The 15,686-nt window shown below is 58.5% G+C and carries 11 protein-coding genes; 7 read left to right on the plus strand and 4 right to left on the minus strand.

What is annotated here, in order from left to right; translation table 11 throughout:
• The first annotated feature begins 7 nt into the window (after positions 1-7).
• The 4 genes from ACEVBK_RS17395 to ACEVBK_RS17410 are packed head-to-tail and all read left to right on the plus strand — an operon-like array spanning position 8 to position 6,784.
• Positions 8-1,879, plus strand: a complete 1,872-nt coding sequence (locus ACEVBK_RS17395) for a site-specific DNA-methyltransferase (RefSeq protein WP_375056160.1) — start codon at positions 8-10, stop codon at positions 1,877-1,879.
• A 9-nt stretch (positions 1,880-1,888) separates the two neighbouring features.
• Positions 1,889-2,995 (plus strand): AAA family ATPase, encoded by a 1,107-nt coding sequence (locus ACEVBK_RS17400; protein WP_375056161.1) that lies wholly within the window; start codon positions 1,889-1,891, stop codon positions 2,993-2,995.
• A complete protein-coding gene (locus ACEVBK_RS17405; RefSeq protein WP_375056162.1) occupies positions 2,988-3,674 on the plus strand; it encodes a DUF4276 family protein in 687 nt (228 codons plus the stop codon). Before ACEVBK_RS17400 ends, ACEVBK_RS17405 begins: the two co-directional genes overlap by 8 nt.
• Positions 3,671-6,784: a type III restriction-modification system endonuclease gene (locus ACEVBK_RS17410; RefSeq protein WP_375056163.1), complete on the plus strand. Its 3,114-nt coding sequence runs from the start codon at positions 3,671-3,673 to the stop codon at positions 6,782-6,784. Before ACEVBK_RS17405 ends, ACEVBK_RS17410 begins: the two co-directional genes overlap by 4 nt.
• A 57-nt stretch (positions 6,785-6,841) precedes the next feature.
• Here ACEVBK_RS17410 and ACEVBK_RS17415 read toward each other — a convergent pair whose 3' ends face one another.
• Positions 6,842-7,765, minus strand: coding sequence for an NAD(P)-dependent oxidoreductase (locus tag ACEVBK_RS17415; protein ID WP_375056164.1), 924 nt, complete (start codon positions 7,763-7,765; stop codon positions 6,842-6,844).
• A 196-nt stretch (positions 7,766-7,961) separates the two neighbouring features.
• Between ACEVBK_RS17415 and ACEVBK_RS17420 the strand changes: the two genes are divergently transcribed.
• Together ACEVBK_RS17420 and ACEVBK_RS17425 are read left to right on the plus strand one after the other, a co-directional pair.
• Complete coding sequence (locus ACEVBK_RS17420; RefSeq protein ID WP_375056165.1) at positions 7,962-9,311, plus strand: PLP-dependent aminotransferase family protein; 1,350 nt, start codon at positions 7,962-7,964, stop codon at positions 9,309-9,311.
• A gap of 232 nt (positions 9,312-9,543) precedes the next feature.
• Positions 9,544-9,963, plus strand: coding sequence for an organic hydroperoxide resistance protein (locus tag ACEVBK_RS17425; RefSeq protein ID WP_375056166.1), 420 nt, complete (start codon positions 9,544-9,546; stop codon positions 9,961-9,963).
• 191 nt (positions 9,964-10,154) lie between these two features.
• On the opposite strand, the gene ACEVBK_RS17430 is transcribed toward ACEVBK_RS17425, so the two are convergent.
• Positions 10,155-11,432 carry a mechanosensitive ion channel family protein gene (locus ACEVBK_RS17430; RefSeq protein ID WP_375056167.1) on the minus strand — a complete coding sequence of 426 codons (1,278 nt, stop codon included), beginning with the start codon at positions 11,430-11,432 and terminating at the stop codon, positions 10,155-10,157.
• 105 nt (positions 11,433-11,537) lie between these two features.
• Positions 11,538-12,221 (minus strand): glutathione S-transferase, encoded by a 684-nt coding sequence (locus ACEVBK_RS17435; RefSeq protein WP_375056168.1) that lies wholly within the window; start codon positions 12,219-12,221, stop codon positions 11,538-11,540.
• A gap of 468 nt (positions 12,222-12,689) precedes the next feature.
• Between ACEVBK_RS17435 and ACEVBK_RS17440 the strand changes: the two genes are divergently transcribed.
• Positions 12,690-14,654 carry a methyl-accepting chemotaxis protein gene (locus tag ACEVBK_RS17440; RefSeq protein WP_375056169.1) on the plus strand — a complete coding sequence of 655 codons (1,965 nt, stop codon included), beginning with the start codon at positions 12,690-12,692 and terminating at the stop codon, positions 14,652-14,654.
• A gap of 66 nt (positions 14,655-14,720) precedes the next feature.
• Here ACEVBK_RS17440 and ACEVBK_RS17445 read toward each other — a convergent pair whose 3' ends face one another.
• A complete protein-coding gene (locus tag ACEVBK_RS17445) occupies positions 14,721-15,578 on the minus strand; it encodes a LysR family transcriptional regulator (protein WP_375056170.1) in 858 nt (285 codons plus the stop codon).
• Positions 15,579-15,686: the final 108 nt, after the last annotated feature.

Genomic DNA, 15,686 nt, shown 5'->3' on the forward strand with positions numbered 1-15,686 from the left:
GGAAAAAATGGACAAACTGAAGATGCACAGCCCCGATATGTCTCAACAGAACATTGATAAAATTCGGGCGTTGTTTCCCAACTGCGTCACCGAGTCCCGCACCCCGGACGGCAACCTGCATCTGGCGGTGGACTTTGATCTGCTCAAGCAGGAGTTGTCCGGATCCATCGTGGAAGGCCCTCAGGAACGCTATTACCTCAACTGGCCCGGCAAGCGCCAGGCGCTGCTGACCGCCAATGCCCCCATTGCCAAGACCCTGCGCCCCTGCCGGGAAGACAGTGTCAATTTCGACACCACCCGGAACCTCTTTATTGAAGGGGATAACCTGGATGCATTAAAGCTGCTGCAGGAAACCTATCTGGGCAAGGTCAAACTGATCTACATAGACCCGCCCTACAACACGGGGCGGGACTTTATTTATGACGACGACTACAGCGAAAGCAGCAGTGACTATCTAAAGCGCTCCAACCAAACCGATGAGTCCGGTGCCCGGCTGAGTGCCAACACCGAAGCCAATGGCCGCTTTCATTCCGACTGGCTCAGCATGATTTATTCGCGGCTGCGCCTTGCCCGCAACCTATTAAAGGATGATGGCGTTATCTTTATTTCCATCGACGATAACGAAGTCGATAACCTGAGAAAGGCGTGTAACGAAACCTTTGGGGAAGACAACTTTGTGACTCAGGTTATCTGGCAAAAAGTGTACTCCCCTAAAAACACTGCTTACTGGTTTTCCGAAGATCACGACTATGTACTGGTTTATGCCCGCAACAAGAAAACATGGTACCCAAATCCCTTGCCAAGAACGGCGGAGATGGAAGCCCGTTATAAAAACCCGGATAACGATCCCAGAGGCCCATGGAAATCTGCCGACCTTTCGGCAAGAAATCGCTATGCTGCAGGCATCTATCCTATAACCAGCCCATCAGGAAGAGTTATTTCCGGCCCACCGACTGGGCGTTACTGGGTGATTGATGAAGCAAAATTTAATGAGCTAAATGCAGATAATAGAATTTGGTGGGGTGAGGATGGCAATAACACTCCAGCGGCAAAACGCTTTCTGTCCGAGGTGTCCTCCGGCCGCACACCCCAAACCCTCTGGTTTTATAAAGAAGTGGGCCATACCCAGGACGCAAAAAAAACACTACTCAAGTATGTGCCCTTTCAGCATACCGAAAACGTCCTGAATTCGGTCAAGCCGGTCGAGCTGATCCAACGAGTGCTGCAACTGGCCACCAATTCACAGGACAGCGATATCGTACTGGATTTTTTCAGCGGCAGCGCCACCACCGCCCACGCGGTGCTGAAGCAAAACGCCGAAGACGGCGGCAACCGCCGCTTTATTGGGGTGCAGATACCCGAGCCGCTACCCAAGCCAGAGCCTGGCATGGGCTCCATTTTCGAAATGGGCCTGACCCGTATTCGCAACGTGGTGGAGGAATTGCGTGAGCAACCGAATGCCGACCAGCAGGATCTGGGCTTTCGCGTGCTTAAGGTGGATACCAGCAATATGGCCGATATCTACTACTCCCCCGATGCTATCGGCCAGGGCAGCCTGGATCTGCTGGTGGACAATATCAAGCCGGATCGCACCGAAGAGGACTTGCTGTTCCAGGTACTGCTGGACTGGGGCATCGACCTGACCCTGCCCATTCGCAAAGACAGCCTGTGCGGCAAAACCGTCTACAACGTGGACGATGGCGCCCTGATTGCCTGCTTTGACCGCAATATCACCGAAGAACTGCTCAAGGCCCTGGCCGAGCAGGCCCCGCTGCGGGTGGTGTTCCGTGACGATGGCTTTGCCACCGACAGCCTTAAAATCAACGCCGAGCAAATGTTCAAGCAACTGGCACCCGGCACCGACGTTCGGGCTATTTAAGGAGTGGTGATGAAAAGTGCCTTAGACAAGCTGAGCATCAGTGGCTTCAAGTCCATTCGCGAGCTGAACGACTTTGAACTGCGTCCGCTTAACGTGATTGTGGGGGCCAATGGGGCCGGCAAAAGCAACCTGCTGTCGTTTTTTAAAATGCTGCGCGCCCTGATGGACGGCACCCTTAACCGCTATGTACGCGACAACGGCGGCGCCACCGACCTGCTGTTCAACGGCAACAAGGTCACCCAGAAAATGACCTTTGAAACCCGCTTTGGCAGTCGGGGTTTTCGCTTTAACCTGGTACCCACCCCCAGTGATGGCTGCGCCATTGAAGACGAAGCCCGCTACTACAGCCACAGCCAAAGTGGCTGGTGGCTGCTGGGCGACAGCGACGATGGCAAGTCCAGAATGGTGGCGGAAGTAGAGCAAGACACCGCCGATGCCAAATACTCCCGTCCGGTCTTTGAGGCCATCGCTTCCTGGCAGATTTATCACTTTCACGATACCAGTAGCACCGCCGCCATGCGCAAATATGAGATCGTGCAGGATAACCGGGTGCTGCGTACCGATGCCGCCAATATCGGTCCTTTTTTGCTTAATTTGAAGGCCAACCACGCCAGCGCCTATCAGGCCATTGTGGATGCCGTGCGCCTGGTCACGCCTTTTTTTGATGACTTTATTCTGCAGCCCAGAACCAGTGGCGCCAAGGAAGAGGTCAACATCAGCTGGCGACAAAAGGGCTCCGATTACCCCATGCAGCCCTATCACCTTTCCGATGGTTCCATCCGCTTTATTTGCCTGACCACCGCCCTGCTGCAACCGGATCCCCCCGCCACCATTATTATCGACGAGCCCGAGCTGGGCCTGCACCCGGCGGCCATTGTGATACTGGCGGAGCTTATTCAGCAGGCCGCCACCCGTACCCAGGTGATAGTGGCCACCCAGTCGCCGGCCCTGCTCGATCAGTTTGCGGTGGAAGACATAGTGGTGGTCAAGCGTAAGGATGGCGCTTCCACCTTTGAGCGCCTGAACGAACAGGACTACGCCAGCTGGCTGGAAAGCTACTCGCTGGGCGAACTCTGGATCAAGAATGTGATCGCCGGAGGCCCGGTGTATGAGTGATTACATCGAGGTGGTGGCCATTGTCGAGGGCAAGACCGAGCAGATCTTTATCGAGTCTGTGCTGGCGCCCTATCTCGCCGACAGAATGGTTTTTATGCATGCCACCCAGGTGTCCAAGCCCGGCCAAAAAGGCGGGGATGTACGCTTTGAACGGGTGCGCCGTGATCTGGAAGCCCACCTCAAGCAACGCCCAGATACCTATGTCACCACCTTTATGGATTATTACGGCTTGCGGGAATGGCCGGGGCTGGATGCTGTCACGCCCCAGGCCAGCCCGGCGGACATTGCCGAGTGCCTGAACAACGCCACCTTAACGCTGGTGTCGCAATTGTTTTCCGCCCAGCAGGCCGAACGCCGCTTTGTGCCCTTTGTTGCCCTGCACGAGTTTGAGGCCCTGCTGTTCAGCGATCCGGCCATTCTGGCGCGGGCGCTGGGAGTGGCCGAGCCGGAGGTGGCCGCCGTGGTCAAGGGTTGCGGCGAGCCAGAGGCCATCAACAACAGCCCGCAAACCGCCCCGTCCAAGCGCCTGAATAACTGGTCTGCCACCGGCAAGTTTGCCAAAACCACCCAGGGCATCAGCATTGCCCAACAGATTGGCATTGCCCGCATGCGGGAGCAGTGCCCACTGTTCCATCGCTGGATAAACCATTTTGAAACCCTGGTCGGAGGTCAGGCATGAAACTGAAATTCAAGGTTCAACCCTATCAGACCCAGGCGGTGGCCTCGGTGGTGGACTGCTTTGTGGGCCAGCCGCTCAGCTCGAACGTGAACTATCGCATCGACCCCGGTGTATCCACCAACAAACACGGCCAGGCCGGCTGGAACATGTCGGATCAGGATGGCTTCAAAAACGCCGACCTGGTGCTGAGCGAACAGCAGTTGCTGGAAAACATTCACCAGGTACAAAGCAGCCAGAACCTGCCGCTCTCTCCCGGACTTAAGGTCTATCAGGATCACACCGGCAAGACGCTGCCGGCCAGTTATCATCCCGGCTCCGATATCAACCTGGATATCGAAATGGAAACCGGCACCGGCAAGACCTATTGCTACATCAAGACCATTTTTGAACTGAACCAAAAATATGGCTGGAGCAAGTTCATCATAGTGGTGCCCAGCATCGCCATTCGCGAAGGGGTGTACAAGTCACTGCAGATCACTTCCGAGCACTTTGCCGAAAGCTACAGCAAAAAAGCCCGCTTTTTTATCTACAACTCCCGGCAGTTGCACCAGCTGGAAAGCTTTTCCTCCGATAGCGGCATCAATGTGATGGTGATCAACATTCAGGCTTTTAACGCCTCGGGCAAGGATAACCGCCGCATTTACGAAGAACTGGATGATTTTCAGTCCCGCCGCCCCATCGATGTGATCAGCGCCAACCGCCCCATCCTGATCCTCGACGAGCCCCAGAAAATGGAAGGCAAGAAAACCCTCGACGCCCTGGCCAAGTTCAAGCCGCTGATGGTGCTGCGCTATTCCGCTACCCACAAGACCACGCACCATAAAGTGCACCGGCTGGATGCGCTGGACGCCTACAACCAAAAGCTGGTCAAGAAAATTGCCGTACGCGGCATTTCCGTCAGGGGCCTGGCCGGCACCACTGCTTACCTGTACCTGGAGTCCATCGAGATCTCCAAAAAGGCACCGGTGGCCCGGGTGGAAATGGAAGTCCGTCAGGGATCCGGCATCAAGCGCGTGATCAAGCGGCTGAAGCTTGGCGATAACCTGTTTGACGAGAGCAACGAGCTGGAGCAATACCGTGGCTTTGTGGTCAGCCAGATAGACGCCAACAGCGATACCGTCGAGTTTATTAACGGCCATGTGCTGCAGGCGGGTGAAGCCACCGGCGATGTGACCGAAGACACCATTCGGCGCATTCAAATTCGTGAAACCATTCGGGCGCACTTCGAGAAAGAGCAGGTGCTTCACGCCCAAGGCATCAAGGTGCTGTCTCTGTTCTTTATTGACGAAGTGGCCAAGTACCGGGATTACGAAGCGGAAGACGATAAAGGCGAATATGCCCGCATCTTCGAGCAGGAATACCGGCAGATAAAAGACGAGTACCTGTCCGAACTGCCGCTGGATAACCATGCCTACCGGGCATATCTGGAGAAAATCACCCCGGATCGCACCCATAACGGCTATTTCTCCATCGACAAAAAAACCAAGCGCCTGCAAGACCCCAGCGTCAAGGCCCGAGGCGAGGACGCCGGGCTGTCCGACGATGTGGATGCCTATGATCTGATCCTGAAGGACAAGGAAAAGCTGCTGTCGTTCGAGGAAGACACCCGTTTTATCTTCTCCCACTCGGCGCTGCGTGAAGGCTGGGACAACCCCAACGTGTTCGTGATGTGCATGCTCAAACACAGCGACAACACCATCTCCCGCCGTCAGGAAGTGGGCCGGGGCCTGCGCCTGTGCGTCAACCAACACGGTGACCGCCAGGATCATCCCGCCACCGTTCACAACATCAACGTGCTGTCGGTCATTGCCAGCGAAAGCTACAAGGACTTTGTCGGTAACCTGCAACGGGAAATCAGCGAGTCCCTGTCGGCCCGCCCGCGCAAGGCAGACGTGGATTATTTCACCGGCAAGGTCATGACCACCGACCAGGGCAAGGTTGAGCTGACCGCCGACATGGCCCGGCAGATTTATCGTTACCTGGTGAAAAACGACTATACCGACGATAACGATGCCATTGCACCGGCCTATCATTCGGCCAAGGCCGAAGGCAGCCTGGCACCACTGCCGGCCGAACTCGAGCCCTATCGGGAGCAGATCATTACCCTTATCGACGGTGTGTTCAGCGCCGCCGCCATGCCGGACATGGGCGACGACCGCAGGCCCAAAACCAACCCGCTCAACGACAACTTCCACAAAAAGGAATTCCAGGCGCTGTGGGCACGGATCAACAAAAAGGCCGTTTACAAGGTGGACTTCGACTCCAACGAGCTGATTGCCAACTGCATTCGCGTGCTCGACAAAGAGCTGAAGGTCACTCCCCTGCAGTACATCATTCAGGCCGGCGTGCAGCGTGACAACCTGACCGACGAGCAGCTCAAGTCGGGCCAGGGATTTGAGCTTTCCAATACTCAGGGCGAGTACCACAGTGCCAGTGCTTATTCTGGCGTTAAATACGATCTGGTAGGCAAGCTGGCCACCGACACCAACCTGACCCGCAGAACCATAGCCGCCATTCTGGGCAAAATACAGCCTGCGGTGTTTGGCCAGTTCAAGCAGAACCCGGAACATTTTCTGGCGGAAGCCACTCGCCTTATCAAGGAGCAGAAGGCCTCGGTGATCATCGAGAAGCTCTCTTACGATGAAACCGACGACCGCTACGATGCGGATATCTTCACCGCAGCCCAAAGCCGGCAAGACTTCTCCCTGGCCGGCAACCGGCTGAAAAACCATATCTACGACTACGTGATCACCGACTCCAATATAGAGCGTGAGTTCGTGGCCGAGCTGGATACCAATCCTGACGTTGTGGTGTACGCCAAGCTGCCCCGTGGTTTTCTCATCCCCACCCCGGTGGGTGACTACAACCCGGACTGGGCCATCACCTTCAAGGAAGGCAGCGTCAAGCATGTGTATTTCATCGCCGAGACCAAAGGCACTCTATCCACCCTGGAGTTGCGTGGCATAGAAGAGCGCAAAATCGATTGCGCCCGTCGTTTCTTTGAAAAAATCAGCGGCCAGGCTCAGGGCGAAAACGTGAAGTACGACGTAGTCACCAACTACAGCGAGCTGATGGATGTGGTGGGTAGTTCACAAAAAGTCACCAACTGATTTCCTGTATTGATTCAGGCCCGATCTGACAGTTACCGACTTTTCTGTCTATATCTGTCAGATCGAGTCAGAACTGATACAATTCAAGCCAGTCCTCATCAGAGCCGTAATCGGGTTACCCTTAACGCCAGCTATCAAGGCAGAAGTATCCATCCGGCCCAGTCCATTTTTCTGCAATGCTTCATAGGTCTTGTCGACATTCTTCACCATGGATAATTCCAGCCCATATTTACCGGCTTCTTCCAGACAAATGGCAAGGTCTTTTCTCATCCAGTCGATGGCAAAACCAAAGTCGAATTGACCCTTCGACATGGTGACCGCCCGGTTTTCCATTTGCCATGATCCGGCCGCACCATATTTCAGGGTTTCGACTATCAACTGGGCATCCAGCCCTGCACTTTGTGCCAGGGTCAATGCTTCGCTCAGCCCCTGCAGTACCCCGGCAATGCAGATCTGATTCACCATCTTGCAGCGTTGCCCCTGGCCGTGTCCTCCCATCCACTGTACCTGCCTGGAATAACTCTTAAGCACCGGCAACACGCTTTCAAATGTGGTTTTTTCACCCCCGCACATCACCGTCAGACAGCCATTCTCGGCTCCGGCCTGCCCACCGGACACGGGGGCATCCATAAAGCAGACACCGGCAGCCAGGCAGGCATCTCTCAGCTCGATAGCCAGGTCGGCGGACGTCGTGGTGTGGTCGACGATGGTGTTGCCTGTTTCGATACCGGCCAGCACGCCGTCATCGCCATGGATCACACTGCGCACGTCATCATCGTTGCCTACGCAGATAAAGACGATATCCGCATGCTCGGCAGCCTCTCTTGGGGTGTAAGCCATACGTCCCTGATATTTCTCCACCCATTTGATGGCCTTATCCGCCGTTCTGTTATAAACCACGGTGGCGTGCCCACTCTTTTGCAAATAACCCGCCATGGGATACCCCATTACTCCAAGACCGATAAATGCAACATTAGCCATTGTATTTTCCCCTTTAAAACCGGTGGGTTGCTGAAAAAAAACGAACCAGATATGAAGCCAAACTATAACCGCCAAATGACATATGTCAATTGAGTCAATTTCACGATTGATTCATAGGTCAATGCTTGGATTGACATAGAATGGCTTGTGCAGAAGAGGTATGATGGCCGTTGCCGTCAGACAGCAAGGCCTCACCATGAGTGACACCAAGTATCTTGATATCGTAAACATCATCAGGGACCGCATTGTATCCGGGGACTATCCCAAAGGGAGCAAACTCCCTACGCATCGCGCCCTGGCACTAGAACTGGCAACCACCCCAGCGACGGTGGCGAAGGCATATAAGGTATTGATAGAGAAAGATAAAATTGAATCTTTTGTCGGGAAGGGGACTTTTGTCTGCAGCGATACCAGGCTGGAACAAGTGATCCATTCCAGACAGGATGCCCAGGTACTGAACCTGTCTATCCTGCAACCCTGCATTGCATACAATATCGACAAACTGACCAGTAAAATATCATCATGCACTGACAACATCACGGAGCTCGACCTTTTCGGTTATACCGAGAATACCGGCCTGTTGCGCCATCGCGAAAGCGGCATGGCGTGGGCGCGCCACTACGGACTGGAGATTGCCTCTGCGGAGCAGATGCTGCTTGCCAATGGTGCCCAGCATGCCCTCTCCTCCTTGATCCAGTTGTATACCAAGCCGGGGGACACCATCGCCGTCGAGGCCCAGACCTACCCCGGCATATTGTCCATCGCCCATCTGCTTGGCAGGCGACTGGCCGGCGTAACAATGGATGGCCAGGGGATGCTCCCGGAAGCGCTCGAAGCCTTGTGCCAACAGCAAAAAATCGCCATGGTCATCGTACTCCCCTCCCACCAGAATCCGACCGGCGCCACCATGTCCGAACAGCGCAGGACGTCGCTGGCAACCGTTATCGAACGGTTCCGGCTGTGGCTGGTTGAAGACGATATCTACGGCTTTCTTAACGAAAACAGGATGGAGGCCATCACCAACCGGGTGCCGCAACAGGGATTTCATATCAGCGGCCTGTCCAAGGCCATCAGTCCGGGCCTCCGTTGCGCCTTTATCAGGGCGCCCGCCTCCCAGGCAGGGCACCTGGCCGCCTTTATCCGCGCCACGATCTGGTTACCACCGCCCCTGATGTTCGAGGTGGCCAGTGGCCTGATCCACTCCGGCGATGCCTACCAGATGGCCAAAGCGCAACAGGATATCGCCCGTCGCCGGCAGAAGATCGCCGGGAACATCCTGCAGGGTTACGGCATGAGCCGCCAGCCAACCAGCTACCACCTCTGGCTGCAGCTGCCCGATAGCTGGCAGGCCGACAGCCTGGCCCTGGCGGCACGAGAGCAAAACATGCTGGTCAGCAGCGCCTCCTTTTTCCGGGTCGGACCCCATTCGGACAACGCGATCCGCCTGTCCTTGATGTCGATCGCCGATGAAAGCCAGTATCGTCATGCGCTGGAGAAGCTCGCCGCCCTGTTGGCGACGGGAAGCGCCGTTTACGGTCATTTCTAATGCTTGCGCAGGTACCCGACGGCTCCACGACAGAGGCCGCCAAGCCGGCCTCCCCCATGCACCGCCATCTGTAGCACCATGAGATCGGATATAATACCGCCGGCTCACCACGGCTGCGCCGAGACGCCGCGGTCCGGCTTGTACCGGGGTGAAAATGAACATAACGGATTAAGGTAACCCGGATGAGTGCCATGATGTAAGGACCGACCAGAAAACATACGAGGGCTCCACCATGCAAGTACTGTACAAAGCTATCGCCACTGCTACCGGCGGCCGCGACGGCCACGCCAAGTCATCCGACGGCATCCTGGACGTCAGGCTCAGCACCCCCAAGGAACTGGGTGGCGCCGGTGGTGAGGCCACCAACCCCGAGCAACTGTTTGCCGCCGGTTACTCCGCCTGCTTTATCGGTGCCCTCAAGTTTGTCGGGGGCCAGAGCAAAGTGACCATTCCTCAGGACACCAGCATCCGCGCCGAGGTTGGCATCGGCCAGATCCCCGGCGGTTTCGGCCTGGATATCGATCTTTTCGTCCGGTTACCGGGGCTGGCGCAGGCGGTGGCGCAAGATCTGGTCGCCCAGGCCCACCGGGTTTGCCCCTATTCCAATGCCACCCGCGATAATATTGACGTCCGTCTTCACGTCGAAGTCTGAGCCTGGCCGGCAAGGCCCCATCACGGGCCTTGCCGGCATGTCCGCCTGGATAGGCCGGTTTTTTCTTGCGGGCGGCCCTCCAACATCATCCAAGCTTCCCCAGACCCGGCCTCACCAAGCGGGTGGGACTTAAAAAGCGGAGATAACCCTGAGCCGGATGAGGATGAGGGCCCTTGGTCTCCCACGCATGCCTAGCCCGCTTCCCGGTAGCGGGGCGCGGTATTCGCCAGGGCCGTTCCCAGAGCACGCATGTCGTAGCCGGTGGGGGCCTGGTGGGCCCGCAGCCCGAACTCGGGCAACACCGCGAACACATGGTCGAAGATATCGCCCTGGACGCCCTCGTATTCCACCCACTTGGTGGTGTTGGTAAAGGCGTAGATCTCCAGGGGTACGCCGTTGGCGGTGGGCTCCAGCTGGCGCACCATCAGCGTCATCTGCTGGTGGATACGCGGATGGGCCCGCAGGTAAGCTTCGAGATAGGCACGGAAGGTGCCCAGGTTGGTCAGCCGGCGGCCGTTGACCAGGGACGACAAATCCGATTGGCATTCGCTGTTGTAGCGGCCGATTTCCTCTACCTTGCCGTCCAGATAGGGCGCCAGCAACTGCCCCTTGTGCAGCCGACGCAGATCCTCCTCGTCAAGGAAATGCACGCTGCCGGTGTCTAGCAGCAGGCTGCGCTTGATGCGCCGGCCGCCGGACTCGCTCATGCCGCGCCAGTTCTTGAAGGAGTCGGAGATCAGCGCATAGGTGGGAATGGTGGTGATGGTATTGTCCCAGTTGCGTACCTTGACCGTGGTCAGGGCGATGTCGATCACCTCGCCGTCGGCGCCATACTTGGGCATTTCCAGCCAGTCGCCCACCGACAGCATGTTGTTGGCGGAGAGCTGGATGCCGGCCACCAGCCCCATGATGGGATCCTTGAACACCAGCATGGTCACGGCGGTCATGGCACCCAGGCCACTGAACAGGATCACCGGCGACTTGCCGATTAGCACCGACACCATCAGGATGCCGATAAAGAGCGCCCCCACCAGCTTGATGCCCTGGAACAGGCCGCGCAGCGGCAGGGTGCGGGCGACCCGCGACTGGGTTGAGATGTCGAGCAGGGCGTTGAGCAGGGAAAACAGGGACAGCAGGCTGAACAGCAGTATCCACAGGTGGGCGATGGTCTGGATCACCGCCAGGGTGAGGCCGCCGCCGCTCAGCCAGAGCCCGGCCTGCACGTAGATGATCACCCCCTGCAGGGTGAAGGCCAGGCGGTTGAACAGTTGGCTGTCGAACAGCGCCCGCTTCCACCAGTGGCGGGAGCGTCGGGCCAGCTGCTCCACCGCCCGGAGCACCAACCGGTGCAGTACCAAGTGGATAACGACGGAGATGGCCAGGATGAAGCCCAGCACCAGCAGCAATGAAATCAGATCGGAAAATTCCAGTTGATAGGCCTCCAGCCAATTCATGACTTGTGCCTGCATAAGTGACTCCCGTTTATTGTTCTGTACCAGCCGGCCAAGGGCCGGCGTCCGCGCGCAAGGCTAAGGATCTGGCGCCCGCCGTCAAGAGCCGGAGTTCTTCCCGGTTCAGTCCGCCGCCGCCGGACCATAGGCGTAGGGGCCGCCGGCCTTGAGCGCGCGCAGGTAGGCGGGCCGGGCCTGCAGCTGCGCCACATAATCCCGGATACGGGGATAGTGCTCGCCCATGCCGGTCCGGCTCAGGGCCGCCTCCAGCGGGAAGCTCATCTGGATGTCGGCGGCACCGAAGCGCCCATCCACCAGCCAGTCGTGGCAGGACAGGTGATCTTCCACAAAATCCAGGTGGGTCTTGATCTGCTGCCGCAGGAAGGCCTTGTCCACTTCCGCCACTATCTTGCTGACCACGGGCCGGACGAAGAAGGGCACCGGCGCCGCCTTGACCTTGTCGAACACATAGCGCATCAGCAGCGGTGGCATCAGCGAGCCCTCGGCGTAATGCAACCAGTACACATAATCCCACCAGGCGGGGGAGTCCGCCGCCGGCAACAGGGCCTCCCGGCCATAGGTCTGGGCCAGGTAGTCGACGATGGCGCCGGACTCTGCCAGGGTCAGTTCGCCGTCGGTGATCACCGGCGCCTTGCCCAGCGGATGGGCCTTTTTCAGACTTTCTGGTGCCAACTGGGTCAGCTTATCCCGTTCATGCTGCTGGACCCGGTACGCAAGCCCCAGTTCCTCCAGTAGCCAGAGGATGCGCTGGGAACGGGAGTTGTTCAGGTAATGTAGGGTTATCACGGCCGTTCTCCGTCTTTAAGGTACTGTAGACAAAATGATTTTCCATATTGGCACAGAACACCTCCGCCAGCAGCCCCTATCGTCCGGGTCATTATTTTTTGGAATCGACCGGCTTCTTTTTTTCATTTGAAAGCTGCCGCGGAGTCTGCTTTCATCGTTACATTCTTTGCCTCCGACTTCGCCGTTGGAACGGCAGCAGGGGAAGGACCCCTTGTTCAATACCGCAGTGAATCATTCACAGGGAGAAATGATGAAGATGAAGGACTCCGCAACACCCGTCAGCGGCTCATTGCCGGGCTCGTCACCCGGGCTGCCCTCCCTCACCCTTGCCCCGCCGCAAGTTGGGATTCAAATAACAACAAACAATCCCCGCAATCGATATGATAGTTGCACCAGAGAAAAAATATCCGCTCGGGCACGAAGGCGCTCCGCCGCTCCCGTCGTTCTACATTTACGGAGTTCAATTCAATGACCAGCATTAAAACCAAACTGCTCGCGGCTTTTCTCTGCACCACCCTGTTGCCGGTGCTCATCGTCGTGGCGCTGACGCTGCGCAACGTCAACCTGGACGCCAAACAGCGCTTCGCCGAGGCCAGCAGCCTCGATATCGCCATCATCAATCAGGCCTTTGGCAACTTCTTCGACACGGTGGGCCATATGGTATCGATGATGGCGGACTATCCGATCCTGGGCCAGACCCGCGAAGGCGCCATCAGTACCTATTTCAATGAGGGCCGCAAGCCCGCCGAGGTCGCCATGGCCAACGGCGGCCGCGAGCAGCGGCTGTTCGAACTGTTCAGCGCCATCGGCAACAACAACCCGACCCTGGGGTACGTCTATATGGGCGACCGGCACGGCGGCTATATGGAATGGCCCGGCAGCAGCGACTACGGCAACTGGGATCCGCGCAAGCGCCCCTGGTTCGACCTGGCACGCGACGGCAACTACAAGCTGGTCCGGCGTGACGCCTACTACTGGGAAGGCGACGATTCGGTCTATGTCTCCCTGTTGAAAGGCTTCAAGGACGAGCGTGGCGAATTCGAGGGTGTGGTGGCGGTCGACGTCTCGCTGAAGGCACTCACCGACATGGTGCAGCAGATCCGTTTCGGCGAGACCGGCTTTATCATGATCGTCGAGGGCAACGGCAATGTCCTGGTCGATGGCGGTAACCCGGGCAACAACTTCAAGTCCCTGGCCGAACTCGGGGGGGCCTTCGAAGCGCTCGGAGCACAGCAAGCCGGCCTGCTCGAAGTCGCCATCGACGATGTCGACTATATGGCCAATGTCTACCAGTCGCCCGAACTGGGCTGGAAGCTCGTCGGTTTTATGCAGCGCGACGAAGTCTACGCCGACGCGCAGCAGCTGACGCACACCACCCTGATCGTCAGCCTGGTGCTGGTGCTGCTGTTCGGCCTGCTGGGACTGGTGATCGCCGGCCGTATCGTCAATCCGATCAATGCGGTCAAGGGCCGCCTGAAAACCATCGCCGAGGGAGAAGGCGACCTCACCACCCGGCTCGATGTCGGCAGCCGGGACGAAACCGGCGAACTGGCAAGCTGGTTCAACCAATTCGTCGCATCGACGCAACGCCTGGTGATCGCCATCAAGGAGACGTCGACCAGCATGGACCGGGTCTCGGAACGCACCAACGCCAGCGCCAGCCAGATGGCTGGCGCGATCGGACATCAACGTGACTCGCTGGAGCAGATCGCCACCGCCGTGACCGAAATGGCCTCGACCGCCAACGAGGTCGCCCGCAACTGCAACGACACCGCCGACGTTTCCAGCCGGGGCCTCGAGGCGACCCGCGGCGGCAAGGAGATCATCGACCGCAGCGTCACCGGCGTCGGTCGGCTGGGCGAAAGCATCCGCCAGGCGAATGCCGTCATCCTCGAGCTGGAGAAGGAGACCGAGAGCATCAACAATATTATCTCCACCATTCAGGATATCGCCGGCCAGACCAACCTGCTGGCCCTGAATGCCGCCATAGAAGCGGCCCGCGCCGGAGAGCAGGGCCGCGGTTTCGCGGTGGTCGCCGACGAAGTCCGGACGCTGGCCAACCGCACCCAACGGTCGACCGAGGAGATCAACAACATTCTCGGCCTGCTGGTCAGCCGTACCAGGAACGTATCCGTCACCATGGAGCGCAGCCTCGGCGAGTCCGACGCCGCCATCGCCCTGTCCGATGAAACGATGCAGGCGTTCGAGCTCATCGAGACATCGGTCGAGCAGATCCGGGACATGACGACCCAGATCGCCAGCGCCGCCGAAGAACAGCAACTGGTGACCGAAGACATCAACAGGAACATCCTGGCGATCAGCGAGTCGGCCAATCGGTTGCAGGAAATGTCCACCGAAGTCGAAGGCGCCTACGGCGAGCAGACCGGCCTCAGCCACAAGTTGACACAGCTGGTATCGAGCTTCAGAACCTGATGCCGCCATGCCCACCGCCGGACGCCGTATCGGCCGGTGGGAATGGAGTGCCGTTCCCGGCTGTTGCTATGCAACCGCTGCGAGCCGCGCCAGCAGGGCCTGCAGCGCCGCGCTGGGCGGCATGTCCTTGCGGCGGATAAAGCAGGTATTGACCCGGGCCAGCCGCTCCGGCACCGGCAGTTGCCGCAGCCCCCGGCCATAGTCCCGGTGTTCCACCACCGCCCTGGGCATCAGGCTCACCCCCATGCCGGCGGCCACGCAGCCGAGGATGGCCTCGAGCGAGCCGAACTCCATCAACCGCAGTGGCGGCCGGCCCAGCTCCTTCAGCCAGGCGTCGAGCAGGGCCTGGTAGGAGCAGCCCTGGCGGAAACCGAGCAGGGCGCGGATGCGTTCGTCTTCCAGCCCGGAACAGCCTGCCGGCGCCACCAGCACCATCTCCTCGGCAAATACCACCTGCTGCTCCAGCTCCGGGTGATCCCCCTCGCCCCCCACCAGGGCCCCTTCCAGCCGGTATTCCAGCACGCCCCGGCGCAGCTCGGCGCTGGTACCGGTGTGCAGTTGGATCTCCACTCCGGGGTGGGCCCGGTGAAAGTCCGCCAGCGCCGGCGGCAGGCGGATGGCCGCCGTGGTTTCCATCGAGCCCAGCACCAGGCTGCCTTCCGGCTGCGCCCTCGGCTGCACCGACTGCCGCGCCAGTTCCGCCAAATGCAGCATGCGCCGGGCATAGCCCTGCAGCTTTTCCGCCGCCGGCGTCGGCACCATGCCCCGGGCCCGGCGGTAAAACAGGGGCGTACCCAGGCTGCTTTCCAGCGCCTGCAGCCGGGCGGTCACGTTCGACTGCACACAGTGCAACTGGCGGGCCGCCGCCGTGACCCCGCCCTGCTCCCACACCGCCAGGAACACCCTGAGCTCATGCAAATCCATCGCCATCGCCTTACCCATCACTTTTTATGAAAGATGCATCATAACTAATCATTAGACTGGATGACGCGCAAGGGCAATGATGGGGCAGGAACGAAAACGAGGAGCCCC

Source organism: Zobellella sp. DQSA1, from assembly GCF_041950555.1.
Taxonomy (GTDB): domain Bacteria; phylum Pseudomonadota; class Gammaproteobacteria; order Enterobacterales; family Aeromonadaceae; genus Oceanimonas.

Excerpts from the sequence above, each read along its gene's own strand:
- ACEVBK_RS17395 (WP_375056160.1), top strand. The coding sequence starts at position 8 with ATGGACAAACTGAAGATGCACAGCCCCGATATGTCTCAACAGAACATT.
- ACEVBK_RS17400 (WP_375056161.1), top strand. The coding sequence starts at position 1,889 with ATGAAAAGTGCCTTAGACAAGCTGAGCATCAGTGGCTTCAAGTCCATT.
- ACEVBK_RS17405 (WP_375056162.1), top strand. The coding sequence starts at position 2,988 with ATGAGTGATTACATCGAGGTGGTGGCCATTGTCGAGGGCAAGACCGAG.
- ACEVBK_RS17410 (WP_375056163.1), top strand. The coding sequence starts at position 3,671 with ATGAAACTGAAATTCAAGGTTCAACCCTATCAGACCCAGGCGGTGGCC.
- ACEVBK_RS17415 (WP_375056164.1), bottom strand. The coding sequence starts at position 7,765 with ATGGCTAATGTTGCATTTATCGGTCTTGGAGTAATGGGGTATCCCATG.
- ACEVBK_RS17420 (WP_375056165.1), top strand. The coding sequence starts at position 7,962 with ATGAGTGACACCAAGTATCTTGATATCGTAAACATCATCAGGGACCGC.
- ACEVBK_RS17425 (WP_375056166.1), top strand. The coding sequence starts at position 9,544 with ATGCAAGTACTGTACAAAGCTATCGCCACTGCTACCGGCGGCCGCGAC.
- ACEVBK_RS17430 (WP_375056167.1), bottom strand. The coding sequence starts at position 11,432 with ATGCAGGCACAAGTCATGAATTGGCTGGAGGCCTATCAACTGGAATTT.
- ACEVBK_RS17440 (WP_375056169.1), top strand. The coding sequence starts at position 12,690 with ATGACCAGCATTAAAACCAAACTGCTCGCGGCTTTTCTCTGCACCACC.
- ACEVBK_RS17445 (WP_375056170.1), bottom strand. The coding sequence starts at position 15,578 with ATGGATTTGCATGAGCTCAGGGTGTTCCTGGCGGTGTGGGAGCAGGGC.